The sequence below is a fragment of the Glycomyces terrestris genome (genome assembly GCF_003933745.1).
In the GTDB taxonomy this organism is placed as follows: Bacteria; Actinomycetota; Actinomycetes; order Mycobacteriales; family Micromonosporaceae; genus Glycomyces; species Glycomyces terrestris.
In genome coordinates this window covers 436,777-457,328 of sequence record NZ_RSEB01000004.1, presented here as the reverse complement: position 1 = coordinate 457,328, position 20,552 = coordinate 436,777, and the positions used below count along the sequence as shown (strand labels likewise).

Genomic DNA, 20,552 nt, shown 5'->3' with positions numbered 1-20,552 from the left:
CGCGCTAGTCGAGGAACCCGAGGACGTGCGCGAGCCCGCGCTCGCCCGTGCGCGGCTCGCCCGGCAGGATGTACGCGCGCAGGCCCGAGGCCGCGGCGCCGCCGTCCTTCACGGGGTTGTCGCCGACCATGAGCGTCGCGCGCGGGTCGGCGCCGAGCTGCTCGCACGCGGCCCGGAACAGCACCGGGTCCGGCTTCTCGGTCCCGTACTGGTACGACACGACCCGCACGTCGACGAGGTCCTCCAGCCCGAAGTGCGCCATGTGGACGCCCACGTCCCACGGGAAGTCGGAGACGATCCCGGTCTTGATCCCGCGGCGGCGCAGCTCGCGCAGGAGCGGCTCGGTGTCGGGGTACGGCACCCACGCGTCGGGGGCGGCGATGAGGCCGTACGCGGCCTCCTCGACGCCCTGGAGGTAGTCGACCCGCTCGAACCACGCGAACAGCGCGGTCCGGTGCTGCGCGGCGGACTCGTCGCGCCCGATCTGCGCGGCCGCGACCTCGGGGATGCGGTACGTCTCGTACAGCTGCTCGGCGGTCTTCTCCAGGACCTCCGCGTCGAGCGGCCGCCCGGTGGCGTCCGCGACCCGGCGCAGCCAGGTGGGGACGTCGATGAGCTTGAAGATGGTGTTGCTGAAGTCGAACAGGACCGCCTCGACCGGCGGCACGGGCCCGGCCTGCTCGGCCTCGGTGGGCCGGTAGGCGGCGACGGAGTCGAAGAGGTTGTAGATCACGGCGGGCCTTCCGATCGCGCGGGCATGGCGGCGCCTCCTCGCGCCCGCCGCAACCGTAACCGCCCCGCCGCGGCCCGAACCACCTCCCAGGCCGCACCTCACACGATCGTCGCCGGCCCTTCGGCCCCCGTTCACCTCGGCGGGGCCGGGGCCGGGTTCCCGCGAGCTGATCGGGAACCCGGCCCCGGAGTCTGCGGAGCGGCGCCCGGGGGCGGCCGAGGCCCCCCGGCGGGGAAGGTGCGGACACCCGCCGGGGGAGACTGCGCACGGCCAGGGGGTCTAGCGGTCCGCCGCCAGGCCCCACGTCCTGCGGATGCGGTCGTCGGCCGCCTTGAACGCCGTGTCGACCAGGATGCCGATCACCAGGACCGTGATGATCCACGTGAGCACCCGCGCCGAGTCGTTGAACTCCCGCGCCCCCTGCATGAGCGCGCCGATCGAGCCCTGCCCCGCCACGATCACCAGCAGCTCCCCGGCCATGAGCGAGCGCCACGCGAACGCCCACCCCTGCTTGAGGCCCGACACGAACGAGGGCAGCGTCGCCGGCAGGATCACGTGCCGGTACAACTGGAAGCCCTGCATGCCCAGGACCGCGCCCACCCGCCGCCACGCCGGCGGCACGTAGTCGATCCCCGAGATGATGCCGTTCGCGATCGACGGGACCGCCCCCAGCACCACCACGAACAGGATCGCCGACTCCGAGATCTTGAACAGCAGGATCGCCAGCGGGAACCACATGATCGACGGCATCGTCTGGAGCCCGGTGATGAGCGAGCCGATCGCCGCCCGCAGCGGCTTGAACCGCGCCACCGCGATGCCCAGCACCGAACCCACCACCACCGACAGCGCGAACCCGGTCAGCGCCCGCTGCATCGTGATGAGGACGGCCTGCGCGTAGTCCGGCGTCGCCGCGTACGCCGCCAGGTCCTCCCACACCGCCAGCGGCGACGGCAGCACCCACGGGTCCTTCCAGCCGCTGAGGAACAGCGCCTGCCACGCCCCGATCACCAGCGCCAGCGCCAGGACCTTCGGCCACGTCCCGGCCCACAGCCGCGACGCGAACCGGCCCCACCGGGTCTCGGTGATCGGCGTCCGCTCCAGCGCGTCGAGCCCCGACACCAGGTCGCGGGAGGTCCCCGCGTCGACGGTCTCAGCCGGCATGGCGGCCCACCTCCTCGCGCAGCGCGTCGGTGATGCGCGCGGCCAGCGCCGCCACCGGCGCCGAGTCGATCCGCCGCGGCCGCTCCAGCCCCACGTCGTACACCTCGAGCACCCGGCCCGGCCGCGAGCTCAGCAGCACCACCTGGTCGCCCAGGCGCACCGCCTCGCGCACGTTGTGGGTCACGAACAGGACCGTCAGGCCCTGCTCGCGCCAGATCCGCTCGAGCTCGTCGTGGAGGAGGTCGCGGGTCATCGCGTCGAGCGCGCCGAACGGCTCGTCCATGAGCAGCACCGACGCGTCCTGCGCGAGGGCGCGCGCGAGCGCGACGCGCTGGCGCATGCCGCCGGAGAGCTCGTGGGGCCGCTTGTGCGCGAACCCGGTGAGCCGCACGGTCTCCAGCAGCTCCAGGGCGCGGCGGCGTCGTTCAGCCCGACCGACGCCGCGCACCCGCAGGGCGATCTCGACGTTGCCCTGGACCGTGAGCCACGGGAACAGCGCCGACTCCTGGAACATCATGGCGACCGGGTGGTCGACGTGCTCGATCGCGCCGCCGGAGAGGTCGTCGAGTCCGGCCACGAGGGAGAGCAGGGTGCTCTTGCCGCAGCCGGAGGCGCCGAGCAGGCAGGTGAAGCTGCCGGGCGCGACGGTGAGGGAGACGCCGTCCAGGGCCGTGACGGCGCCCGGGCCGCGGCCGTAGCGCTTGACCACGTCGGTCAGCACCACGGCCCCGGCGGCCCGGGCGGTCTCGCCGACCCGCGTCTCCGTGCGGGTCTGGGTCATGCCAGGTCACCCGCCGAGACTTCGGCGTCGCCGCGGTCGGCGAGCACCTGGTTCAGGGCGTCGAGGGCGTAGATGCCCTTGAGGTCGACCTCTTCGAGCAGGCCGATCTCGACGGCGTGGTCCTTGCTGCCCTGGAGGGAGGCGGCGATCGGGTCGGCGGTGAAGCTCAGGTTCTCGAAGGCCGCGGCGATGACGGCGTCGTCGAGGCGCTTGTCCGTCAAGGCCTCGATGCGGTCGTTCGACCTCGCCTGCGCCTCGTCGGGGTTCGCGGCGATGTAGTCGAGGGCCGCGAGGTGGCCTTCGAGGAACGCCTTCACCAGCGCGGGCTGCTCGTCGAGGAACTTCTTGGAGACGATGACGTGGGTGGTGACGAACTCGCCGCCCTCCCACAGCTCGCGCTCGTTGAGGAACTCGACGGCCCCGTGCTTGAGGACGAGGTCCGAGTAGCGCGGTTCGACGGCCCAGGCGGCCTGGACGGTGCCGTCGTCGAAGGCCGCGGCGACCTCGGCGTTGTCGATGGGGGTCACGGAGACGTCGCCGCCGCCGTTCTCGTCGGTCGCGAAGCCCTGCTCCTTGAGCCAGTAGCGGGCCGCGACGTCCTGGGTGTTGCCCAGCTGCGGGGTGGCGAGGGCCTTGCCGCGCAGGTCCTCGACCTCGGTGATCTCGGGCTTGACGACGAGGCCGGCGCCGCCGGAGGTGGAGCCGGCGATGATGTGGAGGGCCTGGCCGCCCGACTGGGCCCAGCCGTTGATCGCGGGGTTCGGTCCGATGTAGGAGATGTCGATGGCGTCGGCGAAGAGGGCCTCGATCGCGGAGGGGCCGGCGTTGAAGACGGTCTCCTCGATCGTGACGGCCTCGGGCAGGGTGTCGGCGAAGACGCCGGCTTCGAGGCCGACGAGGGCGGGGGCGTGGGTGACGTTCCCGAAGTAGCCGAGGCGGATCGTGCCGCTGGCGGTGGCGCTGTCGGCGTCGGCGGCGGCGGCGGCTTCGGAGGTGTCGTCCTCCCCGGCGCCGCAGGCGGCCAGGGCGCTCGCGCTGGAGACGGCGGCGGCGGCCGCGATGACGCTGCGGCGCTTGAGGGGGCGCAGGCTGGCAGGGCTCATGGGGATACTTTCTGGATCGATTGCGGAGGAGGATTTCCTAGTAGTCCGATCATTCCGACTAATGTAGTGGGAATTTTAGGGTCGCCTCCGAATTGGAGGCAACCCGGGTCCCGCCATGCGGGAGGGACGACCGCGGTCTAGCTCGGCGAACGCCGACCGTTCCGGTATTCGGGACGGTTCTGTCCCCTTTGCCCTAGCGGGCGTGGGCGAGGACGCCCTTGACCGCCGACTCGACGGCGGCGAGGCGCCGGGTGTTCTCGGGCCGGGCGAGTCCGTAGTGCCCGCGCAGCGTCGTCGCCTCGTACTCGGTGCGGAAGCGCCCCTTGGCCTGGAGGATCGGCACCACCTGGTCGACGAACGCCTCCAGGCCGGACGGCAGGACGGCGGGCATGATGTTGAAGCCGTCCGCCGCGCCGTGGTCGGCCCAGTCGAGGATCGCGTCGGCGACCTGCTCGGGCGTGCCGGCGAAGGTGCGGTGCCCGCGCCCGCCGCCGAGGCGGCCGATGAGCTGGCGGACCGTCAGGCGCTCGCGCCGGGCCAGGTCCACGATGAGCGTGAAGCGGCTCTTGGCGCCCTCGATCTCGTCCTCGGTCGGCAGCGCCGCGGGCAGCTCCCGGTCGAGGTCCAGTTCGGACGGGTCGAGTTTGAGCTGCTTGGCGAGGTTGTCCAGGGCGTACTCGGGGACGATGAGCCGGTCGAGCTCCTCCTCCAGCAGCCGCGCCTCGGCCTCGGTCGAGCCGAGGACCGGGACGATGCCCGGCAGGACGAGCACCCCGTCGGGGTCGCGCCCGGCCGCCCGCGCGCGGCGCTTGACGTCGGCGTAGAACGCCTGCGCCTCTTCGAGGGTCTGCCAGGCGGTGAAGATCGCCTCGGCGTGGCCCGCGGCGAACGCCCTGCCGTCCTCGGAGGACCCGGCCTGCACCAGGAGCGGGTGCCCCTGCGGGGAGCGGGGGACGTTGAGCGCGCCGGCGACCTGGAAGTGCTCGCCCGCGTGCGCGGCGGGGTACAGCAGCCGGTCGTCGCCCCAGCGGCCCGCCTCCTTGTCGGCCAGGACGGCCGCGTCATCCCAGGAGTCCCACAGCTTCTTGGCGACCTGGAGGAACTCCTCGGCCCGGGCGTACCGGGCGGCGTGCGAGGGCAGCTCGTCCAGGTTGAAGTTGCGGGCCGCGTCGAGGGTGGCGGTGGTGACGATGTTCCAGCCGACGCGGCCGCCGGAGATGTGGTCGATCGAGGCGAAGCGCCGGGCCAGGTTGTACGGCTCGTTGTACGTCGTCGAGGCCGTCGCGATGAGGCCGATGTGCGTGGTGAGCGCCGCGATGGCGGCGAGGACCACGGTCGGCTCCAGCGACCCCGAGGGCCGGCGCCCGATCGTGCCCCACAGCGACGGCGAGTCCGCGAAGAAGATCGAGTCGAGCCTGCCGCGCTCGGCGGTCTGGGCGAGCTTCGTGTAGTGCGCGATCGAGGTGGTCGCGTACGGGTCGGACTCGGGGAGCCGCCAGGACGCCTCGTGGTGCCCGGTGCTCATCAGGAACGCGTTGAGGTGCAGCTGCTTCGGCGGGTTGCTCATGATTCCTCCTGCTTGATCTCGGCGCCGCCGGCGAGGCCGAGGGCGGCGAGCAGTTCGGTGCGGACGGCCGCGAATCGCGGGTCCGAGGGGTCGCGGGCGCCGTCGAGGTCGATGCGCCGCTCGGTCTTCACCACGCCGTGGTCGAGCACGAGCACCCGGTCGGCGAGGGCGATCGCCTCGTCGACGTCGTGGGTGACGAGCAGGACGGCGGGCCGGTGGCGCTCGTACAGGGCCCGCAGGAGCCCGTGCATCTTGATGCGGGTCAGGGCGTCCAGGGCCCCGAAGGGCTCGTCGGCGAGCAGCAGTTCGGGTTCGCGCACCAGGGAGCGGGCCAGGGCCGCGCGCTGCTGCTCGCCGCCGGACAGCTCCCGGGGCCAGGCCCGCTCGCGCCCGGCGAGGCCGACCTCGGCCAGGGCCTCCCGGCCGCGCGCGACGGCGCCGGGGCCCTCGAGGCCGAGGACGACGTTGCGCAGGACCCGCTGCCACGGCAGCAGCCGCGAGTCCTGGAAGACGACCGAGACCTGCTCGGGCACGACGACGTCGCCGGTGCCCGAGGCGTCCTGGTCGAGGCCGGCCAGGGCCCGCAGGAGCGTGGACTTGCCCGAGCCGGACCGGCCCAGGAGGGCCACGAACTCGCCGGCCTCGATGGTGAGGTCCAGGCCGGACAGCACCGGCCGGTCGTCGGTGAAGGAGCGGTGGAGGTCGCGGATCTGCACGGCCGCGGTGGCCGTCAGTCCTCCAGGGTGCGGCGCCATGACAGGGCCCTCCTTTGGATCAAGCGGACGACGGTGTCGGAGGCGAGCCCCAGGAGCGCGTACAGGACGAGGCCGACGATGATGACGTCGGTCTGCCCGTACGTGCCGGCCAGCAGCATCATGTAGCCGATGCCGCTGGTGGCGTTCACCTGTTCGACCACCACCAGGGACAGCCAGGACGAGGTCACGGCGAACCGCATGCCCAGCAGGAACCCCGGGAGCGCGCCGGGCAGGACCACCCGGCCGATGAACGCGGCCGGCTTGAGGCGCAGGGTCTCCGCCAGCTCGGCGTAGCGCCCGTCGATCGAGCGCAGCCCGTTGTGGGTGTGGAGGTAGATCGGGATGAGCACGCCGAGCGCGATCGTGATGATCTTCATCCGCTCGTCGATGCCGAACCACAGCAGCAGGAGCGGCAGCAGCGCGAGGTTCGGGATGGACCGCTTGATCTGCACCGGCCCGTCCACGACGGCCTCGCCCCAGCGGCTGAGCCCCGAGACGAGCGCGAGCGCGAGCCCGGCGAGGACGCCGAACACGAGCCCGAGCGCGAAGCGCCGGGCCGAGACCAGCAGGTCGGGGCCGAGGCGCCCGGACTCCCACAGGTCCCATGCGGTGGCGGCCACGGTCCAGGGGGCCGTGAGCACCCGCGGGTCGATCCAGCCCTGCGCCGAGCCCCAGACCCACACGCCCAGGAGCAGGAGGGGGCCGACGAGGTACCCGAACCGCAGCGGCCGGCCGGGACCGAGGCGGCGCTTGCCCCGCGGGCGCGAGGCGCGCCCGGCGGCCAGCTCCTCGTCGTCCACGGGAGGCACGACCGCCCCCGTCACCCCCGCTTCGGCCGCTCGGGTCGTCGCGGTGTCCGTCATGACGCGCCGCCGTCCCCGTACGCGGCGACGCCCTCGGCCACGAGGGGCTCGAAGCGCCGGTCGTACAGGTCCTCGGCGTCGAGCACGTCGTTGCCGGTGCCCTCGGCGACGATCTCGATCGTCTCCTGGTGGCGCTCGATGGTCTCGTCCCACGTCTCGGGGAAGTCCGGCTCGCCCTCGCGGTCGAACAGGTACTCGCCGTCCTCGACCGACAGGCCCTCGTGCTCGACGAACCAGGCGTCGACCCACTCGTCGCGGTTGGCGCGGGTCCACAGCTTCGCCGCGCCCCACAGGCGCACGTACTCGGCGATCGCGGCGGCCTTGCCGGCGTCCTCGAGGACCTCGACGGGCGCGTACAGCACCCACGGGTCGTCGCGCAGGCCGTGCGGGATCGTGGTCGCCCCGTCCGCCCCGTACTTGTTCACATAGGACTTGACCTGGGTGCCGCCGATCGGCGCCACGTCGACCTCCCCGCCCGCGAGCGCGTTCGAGTAGGTGTCGGCGGTGGACGGCAGCTCGACGAGCTCCACGTCGTCCTGGGCCAGCCCGGCGGCGTCGAGCACGCGCAGGATGAGCGCGCCCTGGGCCTGCCCGGGGGAGTAGGCGATCCGCTTCCCGGCCAGGTCCCCGATGGACGCCACGTCGACGCCGGGGGCGACGCCGAGGTCGTAGATCGGGTGGGCGAGCGGGTCGACGCGCCCGGACGCGGCCACGATCCGGGTCGGCAGCCCCGTCCAGTTGGTGTGGATCGGCGGGATGTCGGCGACGGACGAGAGGTCGAGCGACTTGGCGCGGAACGCCTCGGCGGACTTGGGCCCGCCGGAGATGTTCGCCCACTCGACCTCGAAGGTGAGCAGGGAGGCGAGCCCCGACAGCTCGAACGCGAGCTGCTGGGACGGGTCGCCGATGACGAGCTTCGTGCCCTCGGGGACCGCGGTCGGCAGGTCGGCGTCGGCGGCGAGCGCGGGCCCGCCGTCCGCTTCGGAGCAGGCGGCGAGGGCCAGCGCGGCGACGGCGGGGGCGCCCGCCAGGAGGGTGCGTCGGGTGGTCTTCGATGGCATGGGGATTGGCCTTTCGGAAAGGTCGCAGGAGCGTCGCGTCAGTCGAGGGGCGCGGCGGCGCAGTAGCCGCCGGCGTGGTAGACGAGCGGTTCGTGGCCGCCGCCGGCGGCGCCGACCACGAGCGCGAGGACGATGTGGTGGTCGCCGGCCTCGATGCGGTCGGTGACGACGGCCCGCAGGTGCGCCGGCGCGTCGGCCAGCACCGGCTCGCCGGTGTCCAGGCGCGACCAGGCGGTGCCGTTGAAGCGGTCGATCCCGCTGGTGGCGAACCGGGTCGCGAGGGCGTGCTGCTCGGCGGACAGGAAGTTCACGGTCAGGCTCTCGGCCTCCCGGACCGCCGGCCAGGCCGAGGAGCCCGAGGCGATCGCGAACGACACCAGCGGCGGGTCGATCGAGACCGACGTGAGCGAGGTGGCGGTGAACCCGGCCGGGCCGTTCCCGCCGTCGGCGAGTACCACGGTGACGCCGGCGGGGTGGCCGCGGAACAGGGACCGGAACGCGGCGGGCTCGACGCCCGCGTGGAGGCCGGTGCTCATGCCGCCGCCCCCTCGGCGGCGCGCGCGGCGGCCGCGAGGGCCGGCAGGTGCGCGCCCGTCCACTTCGCCAGGTGCGCGTCGAGCTCGGGGAGCTCGTCCTCGCGCAGGGCGAGCGAGGGGACCGGCAGGCTCGCCCCCAGCTCGGCCAGCACCGGCCGCAGCTGGAGGTCGGCGAGGTGGCGGTGCTCGGCGGAGGCCGCGATCGTCACCGGGACGGCGACGGTCCCCTCCAGCGCGGCTGGCGGGAGCTGGTCGAGGAAGAGCTTGAGCAGGCCGGTGTAGGCGGCCTTGTAGACGGGCGTGCCGACGACGAGCACCTGCGCGGCGCGGATGCGGTCGAGGGCGTGCTCGAAGCCGCCGTGCGGCGGCTCGATCCCGTCCCGGTAGAGCTCGGCGAGGTCGAACGAGGCGGTCCCGGCCCCGGGGCCGGCGACGGCCGCGGCCAGGGCCTCGGCGGTGGTCAGGGTGCGCGACAGGCGCTTCGGGTTGCCGACCACGGTGGTCACGGCGAAGCTGTGGGTCACGGTGCGGTCCTTCGTGTGGGTGGCGTGCGAGGACACGCCGCAGGCGGGCGTGCGGGAACGGGGCCGCTGGGGCCCTAGGGGGAATCGGAGCCCCGCCCGAGCGCGGCGGCATCGGTGCGGGACGGTCCGGTGTGGAGGATCGCGGGTCGGGAGCGGCCGTGCGGCGGGTCCCGGCTAGCGCATTCGGAGGCGACAGAGGGCGCTGGCGGCGCGCATCTGGTCGATCTCGCGCCGCCGCGTCAGCAGGCTGGCGGACGTCATGCCCGCAACACTACCAGTATTCCTATAGAAATACTAGGATTTCTTAGATGCTGAGAACCCGGTCCAGGTCGGCGTATCCCGGGGCGGCCCGGTACTCCACGTCCCGGCTGCGGGTGAACCGGTAGCCGACGCCGCGGACGGTGGCGACGAGCGCGTCGAACTCGGCGAGCTTGGCCCGCAGGCGCCGCACGTGGACGTCGACGGTGCGGCCGGGCAGGCCCGTGTCCGGCGTCTCCCAGACGTAGCGCAGGAGCTCGGGGCGGGTGTGGACCATGCCGGGGTGTCGCGCGAGGAACGCGAGCAGGTCGAACTCCAAGCGGGTCAGGGCGACCGCCTCGCCGCGGATGGTCACCTCCCGCCCTGCGACGTCGATGACGAGCGCGGGCGCGGCTGCCGGCTCGGGGGCTGCCGGCTCGGCCGGGACCACCGGGGCCCCTTCCCCGGAGACGGCCACCCGGCCGCCTCCCTGGGCCAGGACGCCGAGCGCCGCGGTGAGGCGGCGCGCCAGGCGCGGGTCGTCGGCGGGGATCTCGACGGTGACGGTGATCGTGGCGGTGCCCGAGCGGCGGTGGGCCGGGGGGCGGGTGCGGGTCTGGACGGGAGTCATGGCTGCGCCTTCGTTCGTGCTCGGTGGGAGTTCCGGGGCGGGCAGCGTCGTCGGGCAGCGCTCGTTCAGCGCACGGCCGCGGCGGCGTCGCCCGGGCGACACAGCGCGGAATCCGAACGCGCGAAGTCGATGTGGCGCCGCTTGGTCCACCTCGGCCTCGCCGGTTCGCTGATGCGGTTCACCTCGGCAGCATATCCTATCGAACAAGTAGGATTCAAGTGCGCGTTCCCGTCGTCGACGAGGTCCCGTCGCCGTCGAGTTCCCGGTCCGCATCACCGAGCTCACCGCCGCCGACGACGCCTGGCCGCCGCGCTCGTCCACTTCGCCCGGTCGTGGTTGCGCGGAAGGCGCGCGGGCCGTACCATGCTTATATCCTATTGATCCGATAGGAATACTCGAAGCGGGCCCGCGGCCCGCCGTCTCCTCCGAGACCGGGAGTCAGCATGTCCGAAGCCACGCTCCGCGACCGCACCGAAGCCGCCCCCCTCACCGAGGACCAGGCGTTCGAGCACCTCGCCTCCCGCTCCTTCCTCCCCGTCGCCCCCGCCCGCGTCGGCGCCGAGGTCGAATGGCACCTCACCAGCCCCGCCGACCGCCGCCGCCGCATCGACCCCGAGTCCGTCCGCGCCCTCCTCGGCGTCCGCGACGCCCTGCCCCGCCGCACCCGCCTCACCTTCGAACCCGGCGGCGCCCTCGAACTCAGCACCCGCCCCGCGCCCCTGCGCACCTGCCACGACGACCTCGAGACCGACCGCGCCCGCGTCACCGCCGCCCTCGCCGCCGAGGGCCTCGAACTCCTCGGCCTCGGCCTCGACCCGATCCGCCTGCCCCGCAGGGTCGTCCGCAACCCCCGATACCAGGCCATGGAAGAGCTCTTCGACCAGGACGGCCGCGCCGGCCGCTGGATGATGGCCAACACCGCCTCGGTCCAGGTCTGCCTCGACACCGGCCTCGACCTCCCCGGCCCCCACGGCCTCGCCGCCCGCTGGGACCTCGCCCACCGCCTCGCCCCCGTCCTCATCGCCGCCTTCGCCAACTCCCCGCTGCGCCGCGGCGAACCCAGCCTCTGGCGCTCCACCCGCCAGCACGTGTGGACCGCCATCGACCCCACCCGCTCCCGCCCCGTCCCCGCCGGCGACCCCCGCGAGTCCTGGGCCCGCTACGCCCTCGACGCCCGCGTCATGGCCGTCCGCGGCCCCGACCGCTGGACCGTCCCCCGCGGCCTCACCTTCCGCGACTGGCTCCGTGGCACCGGCCTGCGCCCGCCCACCCGCGACGACCTCGACTACCACGCCACCACCCTCTTCCCGCCCGTCCGCCCCCGCGGCCGCTACCTCGAACTGCGGATGATCGACGCCCAGCCCGGCCCCGACTGGATCGTCCCCGTCGCCCTCGCCGCCACCCTCCTCGACGACCCCGCCGCCGCCGACGCCGCGAACGCCGCCCTCGAACCGCTCTGGCGCGGGGCCGCCCCCGCCGACCTCTACCTGCGCGCCGCCACCGCCGCCCTGCGCGACGGCCCGATCGCCGCCGCCGCGCTGGCCTGCTTCACCGCCGCCCGCGACGCCCAGCCCGACCCCGTCCTCGCCGCCGCCCTCGACCGCTACACCGACGCGTTCGTCGCCCGCGGCCGCACCCGCGCCGACGACCTGGTGTCCGACCAGCGCTGAATCGTGCACTGTGGCCCGAGTCTCGACGGGCCCGCCCAGGTCAGCGGGGGAGTGCCGGTTCCCCAAGGGGCCGCTAGTATTGGGGCGACCTCCACCCCGCTTCGCCGCCGACGCCTTGATTTGGACGCCGCATGCCTGCCACGACGCCCTCCTCCCTCAACCGCCGACTGCTGCTGGGAGGGGCCCTCGGACTCGCGGGCGTCGGCGCCGGCGTCGGCCTCGGCGCCTACCTCTCCGGCGCGGCCGAGACCCCGCGCATCACCGCCGCGGACGGGCCCGCGAACCCCCTCGACTTCGACGCGCTCCGCACCCGCGCGGCCGAACTCCTCGTCGGCGGCGCGATCGACCCCGCCGACCCCGAGTACGCGCCCGCCATCAGCCGCATCGAGTCCGAGGCCGCCCCGCTGTGGGAGACCATGGACCGCAGCGACTCCCGCACCGCCGTGTGGCCCGACCTCGCCCCCGTCTCCTCGGCCTCGAACTTCAACAACTCCTTCCGCCAGCTCTACCGCCTCGCCATCGCCTGGGCCACCCCCGGCACCTCCCAGCACGGCAGCGACGAGGTCGCCGACGCCGTCGTCTCCGGGCTCGGCCTGCTCTACGACGGCGGCTACAACGAGCACGCCGAGCAGGTCGACAACTGGTACTGGTGGGAGATCGGCTCGCCCGCCGCGCTCCTGCGCACCTGCACGATCCTGTACGACCGCATCCCCGCCGAACGCCTCGCGGACTTCCTCGCCGCCGTCGACCGCTGGTGCCCCGACGCCGACATGCGCGTGGTCAACCCGAACACGCACGAGACCGGCGCCAACCGCGCCGACAAGGCCGTCATCCTCGCCCTCCGCGGCATCCTCGGCCGCGACGAGGACAAGCTCCGCCAGGCCCGCGACGACCTCTCCGGCAAGGTCGACGACGGCCGCCACTCGCTCTTCCAGTACGTCACCGAAGGCGACGGCTTCTACCGCGACGGCTCCCTCATCCAGCACGACGACGTCCCCTACGCCGCCGCGTACGGGACCACGCTCCTGTCCTCCACCGGCCTCGCCGTCTCCCTCCTGGCCGGCTCCGCCGGGGAGGTCGTCGACGAGGACGTGCCGGTCCTCTACGACGCCGTCGAGCGCTCCTACGCCCCGTTCGTCGAGGACGGCCTGTTCATGGACTGCGTGTACGGCCGCGGGATCTCCCGCCCCGAGCAGCGCGACTTCCACAACGGCGCCGGCTTCATCACCGCGCTCACCCAGCTCGCCGTCGGCGCGCCCGCCGAGTACCGGGCCCGCTGGGACGCCCTCGTGAAAGGCTGGGTCGAGCGCTCGCAGGAGTCGTTCCCCTACGCCGCCACCGCCGGCATCGCCGGGATCAGCCGCGTCAAGGCCATCCTCGACGACCCCGCCGTCGCGGCCGCCCCGCGCGCCGACGCCACCCATGTCTTCGCCGACATGGACCGCGTCGTGGTCCGCCGCCCCGGCTGGTCGTGGGCGCTCTCGATGTCCTCGAACCGCGTGGCCGCCTACGAGATGGGCAACTGGGAGAACCTGCGCGGCTGGTACCTCGGCGACGGCGCGCACTACCTCTACCTGCCCGGCGACCCCCGCCAGTACAACGACGAGTTCTGGCCCACCGTGAACCCCTACCGCCTCCCCGGCACCACAGTGGACACCCGCGAGCGCGAGGTGATCGCCGCCGAGGAGGGCATGGTCAAGCTCCTGCCCGAGAACGACGTCGCCGGGGGCGCGGTCCTCGACCGCTTCGCCGCCGCCGCGATGGACCTCGTCGCCGACGGCTCCTCCCTGCGCGCCAAGAAGTCCTGGTTCGTCCTCGAAGACGCCGTGATCGCGCTCGGCGCGGACATCACCGCCTCGGACGGGCGCACCGTCGAGACCACCGTGGAGCACCGCAACCTCGGCGCCGACGGCGCGCCCCGCCTCGCCGTCAACGGCGACGAGCAGAGCGCCGACCCCGGCTGGTCCGCGAGCCTCGACGACGCCCGGTGGATCCACCTCGAAGGCGTCGGCGGCTACCTCTTCCCCCAGGGCGCCACCGGACTGCGCGGCCTGCGCGAGACCCGCGAAGGCGCCTGGAACGACATCGAGCAGGGCCCCACCACCGGCGGCGGCGACACCGAGGTCCACGCCCGCCGCTACGCCACCCTCTGGTTCGACCACGGCGTCTCGCCCGCCGGCGCGGCCTACGCCTACGTCCTGCTCCCCGGCGCCGACGAGACCGCGACCGCGACCGCCGCCGGCAGCGACCGCCTCCGCGTCCTCGCGAACACCGCCACCGTGCAGGCGGTCCAGGACTCCGGCGCCGGCCTCGTCGCCGCCCACTTCTGGGAGGCCGGGGAGGCCGGCGGCCTCGCCTGCGACGCCCCCGCCACCGTCCTGGTCCGCCAGAGCGACGACGGCCTCCAGGTCGCGGTCGCCGACTCCGGCCGCACCACCGGCACCGCCGTCATCGAACTGCCGTTCCCCGCGAGCGAACTCGCCGAAGGCGACGACACCGTCGCGTTCGAGCCCGGCGACCGCCCGCGCCTCACGGTGCAGCTCGCCGACACCGGCGGCCAGACCCAGACCGCGGTCCTCCGCTAGACGCGCAGCGGCCGGGCCGCGCCGTTCGACGGCGCGGCCCGGCCGCTGTCAAATACCCCCTCCGGGGCCCCCGGTCAGAGCGGGAGGCCGGGCGGCTCGACGTCGCCGCGCCACCCGCCGGTCTCGGTGCCGCGGTTCTCGATGAACTCCTTGAACCGCTGCATGTCGCCCTTGACCTTGCGGTCGAGGACGCCGAGCTTGTCGGCGGCCGTCTCGGCGAAGCCCTCGGGGTCGATCTCCATCTGCGCCGTCACGCGCGTGTGGAGGTCGTCGAGGCGGTGGAAGGTGACCACGCCGGCGTGCGTCGGGCCGGAGATCGAGGTCCAGGCCACGCGCTCGTCCGGGTGCTGCTCGGTGATGGCCGCGTCGAACTCGCGCGAGACCCCGCCGATGCTGGTGCGCCAGTGGGTCAGCGTCTCGCCGATCTGCTGGACGTCCTCGACGCCCTCCATGAACTGCGGGAACGTCTCGAACTGCGTCCACTGGTTGTACGCCGTGGAGACCGGGACTTCGACGTCGACTGATTCGGTGATGGTGCTCAAGGCACATCCTCCTTCGGTCGCGGAACGCGCCGGTCGGCGCGTCGTCTGCCGATCCCGGGTTACCCCGGCGGCCGCCCAGCGACACGTCAGAGCGCGGTGGGAACCCGGGTGGTGACGAGGCCGACGTCGCTCAGGAAGCGCTCCAAGGCGATCGTGGCGATCCCGGTCGCCACCGAGTTGCCGCGCACGGTCGACACCTCGACCTCCAGGTCGGCCGCGGCGTCCCCCGGCGCCTCCGCGACCACGCTGCGGCGCACCGCGGGCACCAGGTGGTCGCCGAGCGCCCACACCGTCCACCCCGTGAGCGTGATCGTCTCGGGGTTGACGATCGCCACCAGGTCGGCGAGCGCCGCCCCCAGGTAGCGGGCGGTGCGCTGGATCGTCTCGGTGACGGCCGGGTCCGGCTCCGGGGGTTCGAGCGCGGCGGCGAGCGCGCCGATGAAGTCCCGCTGGAGCGGCACGGACGCGAGCGGGTGCTCGGGGGCGACGGCCTCCAGGGTCCGCTGCATGCCGAGCGCGCCCACGTACGCCTCGACGCAGCCGCGGCGGCCGCACCGGCAGGGCCGCCCGTCGAGCGCGAGGAGGCTGTGCCCCCACTCGCCCGCGAAGTTCGTGGCCCCGCGCAGGATCGCCCCGTTGAGGATGATGCCGGCGCCGACGCCGGTCCCGAGGTTCACGGTGATGGTGCTGGAGTGCCGGCGGCCCTGGCCGAACCACAGCTCCGCGGTGGCGATCGCCTTGAGCGGGTTGTCGACCACGATCGGCAGGCCGAGGCGCTCGCGGAGCCGGTCGACGTGCCGCCAGACCGCGTTCGGCATGACGGGGGAGGACCCGCCCCAGCGCTGCATGGACCCGGGGAGCGAGATGCCGACCCCGAGCACCCCGTCCCGCGGCGTGCCCGCCCGCGCGAGGGCGGCGTCGACGGCGCGCGCGACGCCGTCGACGACCTCCTCCGTCTCGTCGTGCCGCTCGTCGGCCGCGACCTCCGCGGCGGCGACCTCGTCGAGCGCGGCGTCGAAGACGACGGCCCTGATGTAGGTCTCCGCGACGTCGACGCCGACGATGCGGCCGCGGTCCTGGTTGAGCCGCAGGAGTGTCGTGGGCCGCCCGACGCGCCCCGACGCGACGCGGGCCTCGGTGACGATCCCGCCCGTGAGCAGGTCGCTGACCACCGTGGCCACGGTCGCGGTGCTCAGGCCCGTGGTGCGCGCGAGCTCGTTGCGGGTCGTCTCGCCCGCGGTGAGCAGCGCGTGCAGCACGTCGAGCCGCGACTCGCTGCGGATGTCGCGTGAGGTGCGCCTGGTGGGGGCCATGGGAACTCCTGGGGCTGTGGGGCTGCTACTCCGGTGCGGGGGCGGCGGTCGCGCGGGCGAGGCGCGGCTGCGCGCCTCCGGCGGTGCCGCGGACCAGCAACCTGACGGTACCGGAGTTCCACCCGGCCGGAATCCACAGTCGACCCGGATCGCCGCCGGTGAACCGGGGCCGGTGCGCGTCGTCGAGCCACACCCGTCCCAGCAGTTCGCATCGGGTCTCGCCCTCGGACGAGTATCGCGCGAAGGCGCTCACGCGGACCTGCTCGCCCTCGAAGCGGAGCGAGCGCCCGCCGGGGGGCACGGGCACGTCGAGCCAGACCTCCTCGCCCGGCGCGAGCCACAGCGGCAGCTCGACGTCGGTCCCGGCGGCCTCCTGGGCGGCCAGCGCGAGGATCGCGGTGTCCGGCTGGGCCTCGACCCGCCACCCGCGCACGGCTTCGAGCCGGAGCAGTTCCACAGGGCCGGAACCGGAACCGGGCCAGTGCGGGGCGGTGACCGCGATGTCGCGGCCCCGTCCCGGCGCGAGGTGCACCCACGGGTCGAGCGGGCTGACGGTGCGCGCCTCGCCGTCCACGGCGACCTCGACCGGGACGGTCAGCTCGCCGAGGTGGAGGGCGTAGTGGGCGACGCCGTCGACCGGGAGCGTCCGGCGGTAGGTCGCCGGCCGCCCGATGCGGGTGCTGCTCCAGCCGCCGAGGCTCCGCACGGGCGCGGGGTCCCCGGCCCACTGCTCGCCGCCGTCGACGGTCCACAGTGCGTGGACGTCCTCGCGCGACTCGACGGACCAGACGCGGCCGAGGCCGCGCAGCGACCCGAGCGCGAGGCCCGGGAGGCGCGTGTCGTCGAAGTTGGCGTGGCCCCAGGTCTCCACGGTGGCCGCGAACGCGGTCCTCCCGGCGGTCGGGAGCGTGAACGTCGCCCCGTAGCCGACGCGGGTCGGCAGCGCCTCCCCGTCGAGTGCGAGGTCCACGATGTCGGCCGCGCCTGCGACGAGCAGTTCCGCGACGCCGTCGAGGACGGTCGCGTAGTGGGTGCGGCCGCGGTGGACGCCCGCGGCCTCGGAGGCCGGCGGCAGCGCGTGCGCCTCGGTCTCGCCGGAGCGGGTCGCCGCCGCGAGCCGGACGGCGGCGGTGAGCGGCTCGGGTTCCCCTGCGGGGCCGGTGATCTCGGCCCGCGCGCCGTCGGGGCCGGGGACGTCCTCGGGGTGGAGCACGACCACGTGCCAGGCGGCCGGGCCGGACTCGACCCGGTGCCGTACCGGCGCGCCCGGGGCGGGGGCCGGCAGCTCGACGGACACGGGGGCCTCGTCGCCGTGCGCGAACGCGACGGTTCCGGGGGTGCGCGAGGCGAACCGGAGCCCGTCGGCGTCCGCGCCGACGAGGTCGGCCGCGGCGAACACGAGGGTCCCCGGCAGGCCGAAGCCGGCCAGCGGCAGGTCCTGCACGATGAGCGCGGTCGAGCGCGGCGCGAGCGCCACCTCGACGCCGTTCACCAGGGCCGTGCCCGGCTCCTCGGCGAGGTTCGGGACGCCGGTGACGGTGCCGCCGCCGTCGAGGAGGAGCCGCGACGGGGACGAGCTGGTGGTCACCGAGACGTCCTGCACGCCTTCGGCTTCGGTGGTGCGGGCCTTGGCGAGGGCCGGGCCGAGCGTGCGCGCGAACGCGGCGAGCACGCGGGCCTCGGCGGTCTCGGCCCGCGCCTCGCCCACGGGGGAGAGGTAGCCGCCGAAGTCGTAGTCGTGGGTCATGAGCCCGCCCGGGTCGCCCCAGTTGCCGACCGAGGGCGTGTACCCGAAGTCGAACCCGGACGCCTGGAGGTAGGGCGCGATCAGGACCGCGCCGCTGACGAGCAGGCGGCGGAGCGTGGCGTGGCTGCGGTTGGTCTCGGTGACCAGCAGCGGCAGCCCCCGGGAGGCGACGAGGTCGGCGTAGCGGCGCACCTCGGCCTCGACGAACGGCGAGCGGTCGTCGGGGTAGAAGTTGAACGCGGGCGCCACGCCCTCGACGCCGCCGTTCGCGCCGACCAGGTCGCCCTGGCCGGCGCAGGCGACCAGCGGCACCTCGATGCCGTGCGCGGTCGCCATGTCCCGCAGCGCGCTGATGTACGCGTGCCGGTCGGCGGTGTCGAAGAAGTCGAGCTCGTTCTCGAGCTGGACGGCGACGACGGACCCGCCGCGGCCCCACTGGCGCTCGGCCAGGAGCGGCATCGCGCGGTCGAACCAGCCGCGGACCTGCTCCAGGAAGCGCGGTTCGGCCTGGCGCAGGCGCAGGTCGGGGTCGAGGCCCAGCCAGGCGGGCAGCGCGCCGCCGTCCCATTCGGAGCAGATGTACGGGCCGGGCCGGGCGATGACCGCGAGGCCGGCCTCGTGCGCGAGGTCGAGGAACGCGCCGACGTCGCGGCGGCCCTCGAAGTCCCACACGCCGGGGGCGGTCTCGTGGAAGTTCCACGGCAGGTAGACGTCGATCATGCGGTAGCCGGTGGCGCGGACCTGCGCGAGCCGCGACTCCCAGGTCTCCCGCGGGAGCCGGAAGTAGAACAGCGACGCGCACAGCAGCGCCTCCTCGCGGCCGTCGAGGACGAGCCCGGAGGGGCCCAGCCCCGCGGCCGGGGCGGACAGGTCGGTCATCACTTCACTCCCGCGCTTCCGCCTTGGAGGTTCATCTCGTACAGGTACTTCTGGCCGAGGTAGTAGATCGCGATCATCGGCAGGGTCAGGATGATCGACCCGACCATGACGAGGTTCCACGGCGGCAGCTGCATCTCGTTGCTCGTGCCCGTCATGTACTGGAGGCCGAGCGCCAGCGGCATCGACTCCTCGGAGTTGAGGTAGATGAGCGGGCCCATGAAGTCGCCCCACGCGTGCGTGAGGGTGAAGATCGCGATCGCGGTGAGGATCGGCCACATCATCGGCAGGATGATGCGCCGGTACACCCCGAAGTAGCCCAGGCCGTCCATCTGCGCGGCCTCGTCGAGCTCCCCGGAGATGCGGGAGACGAACTGGCGCACCAGGAACACGTTGAACGCGTTGGTGAAGAAGTTCGGGACGATGAGCGGCAGGTAGGTGTTCACCCAGCCGAGCTCCTTGAACAGCAGGAACTGCGGGATCATCGTGATCTGGGCGGGGATCATCATCGTGGCGAGCACGATCATGAACATGACGCCCTTGCCCGGGGCCCGCAGCCGCGCGAACGCGTAGCCGACGAGCGAGGACGAGAGCACCTGGCCGACCGCCGAGAGCGTGGCGATGAGGACCGAGTTGAGGACGAACCGCCCGACCGGCAGGCCGGTCGCGGTGAACACCTCGGTGAAGTTCCGCCACTCGAACTCGGTCGGGATGACCGTGAACGCGTTCTGGGAGCTGGTCAGGTCGCTGGAGAGCGAGATCGAGACCATGAGGATGAACGGGACGAAGAAGACCGCCGAGACGACCAGCAGGACCGCGTAGGTCGCCGGGGACGCCTTGAAGGCCGAGAGCAGGCGGGGTTCGCGCTCCGGGCGCTTCCGCCGGGCGCCGGCGCGGGCCGGGGCCTGGGACGCGAGACCGGTCATTTGACCTCCTGCTCGTAGAACACCCAGCTGCGGGACGTGCGGAACGCGATGAGCGTGAACGCCATGATGACGACGAACAGCAGCCAGGCGACGGCCGACGCGTAACCGAAGTGGTAGAAGGAGAACGCCTCGCGGAACAGCAGCGGGACCACCATCTGGCTGGCGTTGTCGGGTCCGCCCGCGGTGAGGATGTACACCTGCGAGAAGATCTGGAACGACCCGATCAGCCCCATGATGAGGTTGAAGAAGATCACGGGCGTGATCTGCGGGAACGTGACCGACCAGAACTGGCGCCAGGCGCCGGCGCCGTCGATCTCGGCGGCCTCGTACAGCTCGCGCGGGATGCCGTTCATGGCCGAGAGCAGGAGCACGGTGGCGCCGCCGGCGCCCCACGCGGACAGGACGATGAGCGCGGGCTTGACCCAGGTCGGGTCGAGCAGCCAGTTCGGGCCGTCGATGCCGATCCAGCTCAGGGCCTCGTTCAGCGGGCCCGAGGGCGCGAGGACCATCTTGAAGACCATCGCCGTCGCCACGAGCGGCACGAGCGTCGGCAGGTAGATGAAGGTGCGGAAGAGCTTGCGGCCGCGCACCCGCTTGTTCAGCAGGTTCGCGAGCCACACGCCGATCGCCAGGCCCAGGGGCACCGAGATCGCCGCGTAGTAGAAGGTGTTCCCGAGGGCCTTCCAGAAGACCGGGTCCTCGGTGAGCGCCTTCGCGTAGTTGTCCAGGCCGACCCACTCCGGGGGCGTGAACGAGTCCCATTCGGTCAGTGAGATGTAGATCGAGGCGATCATCGGGCCAAGGAGGAACCCGACGAACCCGATCAGCCACGGCGAGATGAAGAGCCAGAAGTAGAAGGCCTCCTTCCTGCTCCGCGACGACATGGTGCGGCGCCTCCCGGCGCGGCGCGCGTCGCGCACCGCGCCGGGGGCCTCGTCGAT

At 73.6% G+C, this 20,552-nt stretch carries 18 protein-coding genes; 2 read left to right on the top strand and 16 right to left on the bottom strand.

Translation table 11 applies throughout. The features are described from left to right. Positions 1-4 precede the first annotated feature (4 nt). The 11 genes from EIW28_RS16210 to EIW28_RS16160 form a co-directional block, all read right to left on the bottom strand. Complete coding sequence (locus tag EIW28_RS16210; protein WP_125248740.1) at positions 5-733, bottom strand: HAD family hydrolase; 729 nt, start codon at positions 731-733, stop codon at positions 5-7. A gap of 279 nt (positions 734-1,012) precedes the next feature. Further along, complete coding sequence (locus tag EIW28_RS16205; RefSeq protein ID WP_125248739.1) at positions 1,013-1,894, bottom strand: ABC transporter permease; 882 nt, start codon at positions 1,892-1,894, stop codon at positions 1,013-1,015. After that, positions 1,884-2,675, bottom strand: a complete 792-nt coding sequence (locus EIW28_RS16200) for an ABC transporter ATP-binding protein (RefSeq protein ID WP_125248738.1) — start codon at positions 2,673-2,675, stop codon at positions 1,884-1,886. The genes EIW28_RS16205 and EIW28_RS16200 overlap by 11 nt, the downstream gene beginning before the upstream one ends. Further along, the gene (locus EIW28_RS16195; protein ID WP_187350615.1) at positions 2,672-3,778 is read right to left on the bottom strand and encodes an ABC transporter substrate-binding protein; all 1,107 of its coding nucleotides are present in this window, start codon (positions 3,776-3,778) and stop codon (positions 2,672-2,674) included. The genes EIW28_RS16200 and EIW28_RS16195 overlap by 4 nt, the downstream gene beginning before the upstream one ends. Positions 3,779-3,971: 193 nt before the next feature. After that, positions 3,972-5,345: an LLM class flavin-dependent oxidoreductase gene (locus EIW28_RS16190; protein WP_125248737.1), complete on the bottom strand. Its 1,374-nt coding sequence runs from the start codon at positions 5,343-5,345 to the stop codon at positions 3,972-3,974. After that, entirely contained in the window at positions 5,342-6,100 is a 759-nt protein-coding gene (locus EIW28_RS16185; protein ID WP_125248736.1) for an ABC transporter ATP-binding protein, read from the bottom strand. The genes EIW28_RS16190 and EIW28_RS16185 overlap by 4 nt, the downstream gene beginning before the upstream one ends. Then, positions 6,076-6,963 carry an ABC transporter permease gene (locus EIW28_RS16180; protein WP_125248735.1) on the bottom strand — a complete coding sequence of 296 codons (888 nt, stop codon included), beginning with the start codon at positions 6,961-6,963 and terminating at the stop codon, positions 6,076-6,078. The genes EIW28_RS16185 and EIW28_RS16180 overlap by 25 nt, the downstream gene beginning before the upstream one ends. Next, entirely contained in the window at positions 6,960-8,024 is a 1,065-nt protein-coding gene (locus tag EIW28_RS16175) for an ABC transporter substrate-binding protein (RefSeq protein WP_125248734.1), read from the bottom strand. Before EIW28_RS16175 ends, EIW28_RS16180 begins: the two co-directional genes overlap by 4 nt. A gap of 38 nt (positions 8,025-8,062) precedes the next feature. Then, positions 8,063-8,560: a flavin reductase family protein gene (locus EIW28_RS16170; RefSeq protein ID WP_125248733.1), complete on the bottom strand. Its 498-nt coding sequence runs from the start codon at positions 8,558-8,560 to the stop codon at positions 8,063-8,065. Next, complete coding sequence (locus EIW28_RS16165; RefSeq protein ID WP_125248732.1) at positions 8,557-9,084, bottom strand: NADPH-dependent FMN reductase; 528 nt, start codon at positions 9,082-9,084, stop codon at positions 8,557-8,559. The genes EIW28_RS16170 and EIW28_RS16165 overlap by 4 nt, the downstream gene beginning before the upstream one ends. Positions 9,085-9,388: 304 nt before the next feature. Next, on the bottom strand, positions 9,389-9,952 hold the full coding sequence (locus tag EIW28_RS16160) for a winged helix-turn-helix domain-containing protein (RefSeq protein WP_125248731.1): 564 nt from the start codon (positions 9,950-9,952) through the stop codon (positions 9,389-9,391). Positions 9,953-10,395: 443 nt separating this feature from the next. Between EIW28_RS16160 and egtA the strand changes: the two genes are divergently transcribed. Then, positions 10,396-11,622: an ergothioneine biosynthesis glutamate--cysteine ligase EgtA gene (egtA, locus tag EIW28_RS16155; protein ID WP_125248730.1), complete on the top strand. Its 1,227-nt coding sequence runs from the start codon at positions 10,396-10,398 to the stop codon at positions 11,620-11,622. A 131-nt stretch (positions 11,623-11,753) separates the two neighbouring features. After that, complete coding sequence (locus EIW28_RS16150; protein WP_125248729.1) at positions 11,754-14,207, top strand: polysaccharide lyase 8 family protein; 2,454 nt, start codon at positions 11,754-11,756, stop codon at positions 14,205-14,207. A gap of 74 nt (positions 14,208-14,281) precedes the next feature. On the opposite strand, the gene EIW28_RS16145 is transcribed toward EIW28_RS16150, so the two are convergent. The 5 genes from EIW28_RS16145 to EIW28_RS16125 all read right to left on the bottom strand — a co-directional run bounded on the left by EIW28_RS16145 (position 14,282) and on the right by EIW28_RS16125 (position 20,495). Beyond that, on the bottom strand, positions 14,282-14,749 hold the full coding sequence (locus EIW28_RS16145) for an SRPBCC family protein (protein WP_125248728.1): 468 nt from the start codon (positions 14,747-14,749) through the stop codon (positions 14,282-14,284). 86 nt (positions 14,750-14,835) lie between these two features. Then, on the bottom strand, positions 14,836-16,062 hold the full coding sequence (locus EIW28_RS16140; RefSeq protein ID WP_125248727.1) for an ROK family transcriptional regulator: 1,227 nt from the start codon (positions 16,060-16,062) through the stop codon (positions 14,836-14,838). Positions 16,063-16,087: 25 nt separating this feature from the next. Next, positions 16,088-18,688, bottom strand: a complete 2,601-nt coding sequence (locus EIW28_RS16135) for a beta-galactosidase (protein WP_125248726.1) — start codon at positions 18,686-18,688, stop codon at positions 16,088-16,090. Further along, complete coding sequence (locus tag EIW28_RS16130) at positions 18,688-19,611, bottom strand: carbohydrate ABC transporter permease (RefSeq protein WP_125248725.1); 924 nt, start codon at positions 19,609-19,611, stop codon at positions 18,688-18,690. The genes EIW28_RS16135 and EIW28_RS16130 overlap by 1 nt, the downstream gene beginning before the upstream one ends. Beyond that, complete coding sequence (locus EIW28_RS16125; RefSeq protein ID WP_408612224.1) at positions 19,608-20,495, bottom strand: carbohydrate ABC transporter permease; 888 nt, start codon at positions 20,493-20,495, stop codon at positions 19,608-19,610. Before EIW28_RS16125 ends, EIW28_RS16130 begins: the two co-directional genes overlap by 4 nt. Between the last annotated feature and the right edge of the window lie 57 nt (positions 20,496-20,552).